This is a genomic window from Dietzia cinnamea NBRC 102147 (genome assembly GCF_001571065.1).
Taxonomy (GTDB): Bacteria; Actinomycetota; Actinomycetes; order Mycobacteriales; family Mycobacteriaceae; genus Dietzia; species Dietzia cinnamea.
Genome location: NZ_BCSW01000100.1, coordinates 1 through 4,076, shown reverse-complemented (window position 1 = coordinate 4,076; position 4,076 = coordinate 1). Strand labels below are relative to the sequence as shown.

At 63.7% G+C, this 4,076-nt stretch carries 8 protein-coding genes; all 8 read left to right on the top strand.

Annotated elements, in window-relative coordinates; genetic code table 11:
• Positions 1–408, top strand: a 408-nt coding sequence (locus DCI01S_RS16035; protein ID WP_061230144.1) for a recombinase family protein, incomplete at its 5' end; no start/stop codon positions are given.
• Positions 409–475: 67 nt separating this feature from the next.
• On the top strand, positions 476–754 hold the full coding sequence (locus DCI01S_RS16030; RefSeq protein ID WP_061230143.1) for a putative quinol monooxygenase: 279 nt from the start codon (positions 476–478) through the stop codon (positions 752–754).
• 6 nt (positions 755–760) lie between these two features.
• Entirely contained in the window at positions 761–1,006 is a 246-nt protein-coding gene (locus DCI01S_RS16025) for a hypothetical protein (RefSeq protein WP_156482653.1), read from the top strand.
• 79 nt (positions 1,007–1,085) lie between these two features.
• Positions 1,086–1,745: a hypothetical protein gene (locus DCI01S_RS16020; RefSeq protein WP_156482652.1), complete on the top strand. Its 660-nt coding sequence runs from the start codon at positions 1,086–1,088 to the stop codon at positions 1,743–1,745.
• A gap of 200 nt (positions 1,746–1,945) precedes the next feature.
• A complete protein-coding gene (locus DCI01S_RS16015) occupies positions 1,946–2,446 on the top strand; it encodes a hypothetical protein (RefSeq protein WP_061230140.1) in 501 nt (166 codons plus the stop codon).
• Positions 2,447–2,571: 125 nt separating this feature from the next.
• On the top strand, positions 2,572–2,910 hold the full coding sequence (locus DCI01S_RS16010; protein WP_061230139.1) for a hypothetical protein: 339 nt from the start codon (positions 2,572–2,574) through the stop codon (positions 2,908–2,910).
• Between the two features lie 300 nt (positions 2,911–3,210).
• Entirely contained in the window at positions 3,211–3,456 is a 246-nt protein-coding gene (locus tag DCI01S_RS17425) for a hypothetical protein (RefSeq protein ID WP_141764044.1), read from the top strand.
• Positions 3,437–4,076: hypothetical protein (locus DCI01S_RS16005; RefSeq protein WP_156482651.1), on the top strand; the 640-nt coding region annotated here is incomplete at its 3' end. The genes DCI01S_RS17425 and DCI01S_RS16005, both read left to right, overlap by 20 nt.

Here is a 4,076-nt window from a genome sequence, read left to right as displayed (position 1 = left end):
AATGGTGACGAGCTGGTTGTTGCGTCGATGGACCGTCTCGCTCGTTCGCTGGTTGATCTCAAGCAGATCGTCGGCGAGGTCACCGCGAAGGGCGCGAGTGTGGAGTTCGTCCACGAACGGGCCACCTACGCTGCTGATGTCCAGGATCCTCGCGCCGATCTGATGCTCTCGCTACTCGGGGCGTTCGCCGAGTTCGAGCGGGCCATCATCCGAGAACGCCAAGCCGAAGGCATCGCCATCGCCAAGGCGAAAGGCAAGTACAAGGGACGCAAACGCGTCCTGACTGACGAGCAGGTCGACAAGGCCCGGGCCCGCATCGAGGCGGGGGAGGGGCCGTCAGCGATCGCTCGAGATTTCGGAGTAGGCCGCTCCACCCTGTATCGCGCCCTCCAGCACCGCGCACAGTAACCGCAGATGGTCGGCCCGTTGCGCTGTTCAAGGGCGTGCTGCTTGAGGGGCAGCCGATACCGGACTTGTGACCGAAGTTCATCTGAAGGGTCGATTGGTGTGTCGCGACGAACGCGAAGCCGCTCTTGTCGACACCCACTTGCCATGTCATGTTGAGTTGACGCGAGCTGAGCAGGGCTGCAGGTCGTTCTCGGTGACCCGGACCGAGGATCGTCTGGTGTGGCGCGTCGAGGAGGTCTTCGACGACGCCGCTTCGTTCCGCAGGCATCAGGAGCGGGTTCGCGGCAGTGAGTGGGGGATAGTGACAGCTGGTATTGAACGCGACTACTGCATCACGGGGCTCTGACTCGACATGACTACTTTCGCCGCAAGCAGTGCGGATGCAGTGATTCCGCTGGCCTTTGACGTCGTATGGCTCCTCGCCGGCCTGGTGTGGTTGCTGATCCCGGTCGCGATCGTCGTCGCTGAACGGCGCCGTGCAGCGCCGTGGCCCGAGACGTTCCTATGGTTCATGGTGGCGTTCCTCCTGCCCGTCGTGGGGCTGATCATCTGGGCGCTCTACCGGGCAGTCGACGCCAGGCGGGCGGCCTCGCGGTGAGCATCGCGACGCCGGTTGTCCTGCGTAAGTACGGATCGGCGCTCACTGGCGCACGGTCGCCCGGAGGGGGATTACCGGCGTGACTGGATGGGTGCCATGCGGAGTCGAGGGGCGCATCGCAGCGTTGCTCGAGGCCCGGACCGTGAGCGCGGTTCGAGAACTCTTTTCGCACGGGGTGCGGATCCTGTGTCCGATCACGCTCCGTGCGGGCCGTGACGTGGCCGGGTGGTGTTCATGGCGTGAGGTTGCTGAGCGGGTGGGTGCGCAGTATCCGCCCCGTCGCGGCTTGACGGCGATGATCGACAGCGCCACCTCCCCGGACTTGGCGACGGATGTGGACCGTCTGGTTGGGTGCAGTGCGCGTCCTGCCATCGAGATCGCGCAGCGCTTTTCTCGCACCGCGTCTGTCCAGCGGTGGAAGGCGGCGATCTGGACGGTGTGGGGTGATCCGATCGGAGACCCCGAGGACACGCGCATCATCAAAATCGTGGACGACAGCGCTTATGGCAGCGACTACGACTACCAGCTGGTGGCGGTCTCGCCCGCTGATCTCACGGACCCGTCGCTCTATCCCGAACCGTCCTTCCTGTGGTCCGAGGGCGAGACACTGTTCGTCGAGGTTCAACCCGAGACAGGATGGATTGAGGTCTACTCGACAAGGCCGGATCTGGTCGAGGAGGTGCGAAGCGAAACCCAGTGGGAAGTGGTCCCGCTGGTCCGCGACCTGCCGCAGTCGTAGCGACGGTGGCACCGCGATTCCCGCTCGCGGTAGGCACTGCAGTTCTACACCGGGCTGCCAGACAGTTGTGGCAGAAATGTGTCACAGGGCGCTGCAATCGAGAGGTCTCGAGATGAGCGGGCTCGTCGGTAGCCATCAAGAGCTGACGCCCTTGTCCCTGTCCCGCCCACGCACTGCGCGACGACGTCCAGGAGGTACCCGTGGAGGCATTCCTGATTCCGCTGTTGCCCCCGGTAGCCCTGTCGCTCGCGCTCTGGGCATTCATCGTCTGGGTTTCCTTCAAGGCGACCGGGCAAGGCGCCAGACGAACCGCGGCCGCGGTCTCTGCAGTGTTGTCGATCTGCGGAGCGATCGCGTTCCTCGGCTTCGCCGGCAGTGACGACTACAACGACTACCCCGGCTATACCTGCGCCCTTCGTGACGGTCACGTGCCGGACGGCTTTCCTCCCGAACGGCTTCCCCCGCAGGAACAGACCAGCACATTCCATACCAACCTCCACTGGTCCCATGGGTACGAACTGCTCCCCGCCGGGGTTCGCTGCACCTACTGGACCAGAGACGACCCCCGCGTCAGCGTGGTTACCCACAGCCCGTGGTCGTACTCGGTGTGGATCTACGGACTACTGGCCATCGCACTGATTCAAGCGGCCCGCGTCATCAACCCTGACCTTCATTCTCGGCGGCGCACCTGGTCTTCGTGAACAAGCACGATGTGTAGTGCGTTTCGACTCACAACCTGAAACAGCGGGTCGATTGACGCCGTCCCACAACCAAAGAACTGGGACGGCCGCCGCGGCACGTGCCAAGTAGGGGCTACCTTCGGTTGATGGAGAAAGAGGACCGGAACGTTTTGATCAGCGCTGGGCTGTCGGTCGTGACGGCTCCGGTAGCGGCGGGCGCGATGGCTTGGGTGTGGAAGTTCCCGATCGTCATGGTGGGCGTCAGCGGAGGCACGGTTGATGATGCGATTTCCGCGGCGTTTTCGATGGTCGTGTTCATGACGGTGTTCTCGCTCTTCATCGGCATCGTGGCGATCGGCCTGGCGGGAGCCGGGGTGGGCGTTCTCGTGCGCCGTGGTCCTGTGTTGGACGCTGTTGCCGCTGGTGTCGCCGTTGGCGTGCTGGCGGCACTGGTGGTCGGATTCGGAGGGGTGCTCTTCGACTGAACTGAGTCAAGGCGCCCGGGGTGAGTCTTCGGAGAACCGTCGCGGCGGTCTAACCCCAGTTCTCGCCGCTGACTAGTCAAGGCCTTCGCGGGATATTCTCGGCTGATGCGTGTCTCGCCGGATGGAACCTTCCATGGACTGCGTGCGTCGCACATGTGTCGTGCGGCGTGCCGGGTTCCCTCAGACCCGGGCCCACTGGATCGCCGGTATGTCGCGCTGCATCCGGTAATTAATTATCGGCCCTACATCTCCGCATCCCCTGACGTTTTCCCTCCCGGTCATCCCGGGTACAACCAGGGCGTGGCGGCAGATCTGCAGATCCCGCAGGCTCTGCAGAACGAGGTGGAGAACTGGATCAGTCAATTCAAGGCAAACTTTCGTCATCTCGGTGACCGTCCGGTTGATCAGCCTGTGTGGTCGGACGGATTCGACGAGATGGCCTGGCTGGACCGCGGCCACGCACTGGCCGAGCTCCTGGGTGCACTATCCGGAGCACTTTGTGTTCTGCTGTGCGGAGAAGCTTGTGGTGTGCGAGCTGGCGGCTGATCAACTGGATTACGTGTGCGCGCTGACCGGGCAGATCACGCGTGAGGATGGCTGGCGGATGCCCGGCAATGAGCCCGATCCGGATGTGCCGGCGGAACTGAAACTCATGCCGGAGTACGGGGTCGAGTGGGGCTTATGGGACGCGAGACTGCCGTACCACCAGCCGCCCCGGCTTCGCGGCCCCGGACTGTTCGTGGGATTCTCCACGCCACGATCGCTCGGCCTTACAGTCGAACTCGAGGAACGACTTCGGCAGTGGAACGAGGACTGGCGCCGTGGCTTCCTCGACTATGGGCGAGATGACGATGGGACAAGCGCCAATCTCGGCCTGCCGAATGGAGGTTTCGCCCTGCCGCAATGGGCCGACGGCATCGATCCCGCTACTTGGTACCGCGAGGGCCGAGCGATCGCCGCGAGCCTGGCCGATCAACTCCCGGGCGTGAAGGTGCGCCTGGCTGCGATCCGATACGTGTGTGCCCCGCGTTTCCTCCACCTCACGAAGATCTTCGGCGACGACGAGTTCTTCACACCGCTCTCGAGGCAAGTTTCCGAGACACCAAAAGTCGCCATCGGCCCAGAAGAGGACGAGCGACAGCGCCAGCAACCGGAGTCTCGTAAAA

Bases quoted from the DNA above. Each gene is read 5' to 3' on its own strand.
- DCI01S_RS16010 (WP_061230139.1), top strand. From the start codon at position 2,572: ATGGAGAAAGAGGACCGGAACGTTTTGATCAGCGCTGGGCTGTCGGTC.
- DCI01S_RS16025 (WP_156482653.1), top strand. From the start codon at position 761: ATGACTACTTTCGCCGCAAGCAGTGCGGATGCAGTGATTCCGCTGGCC.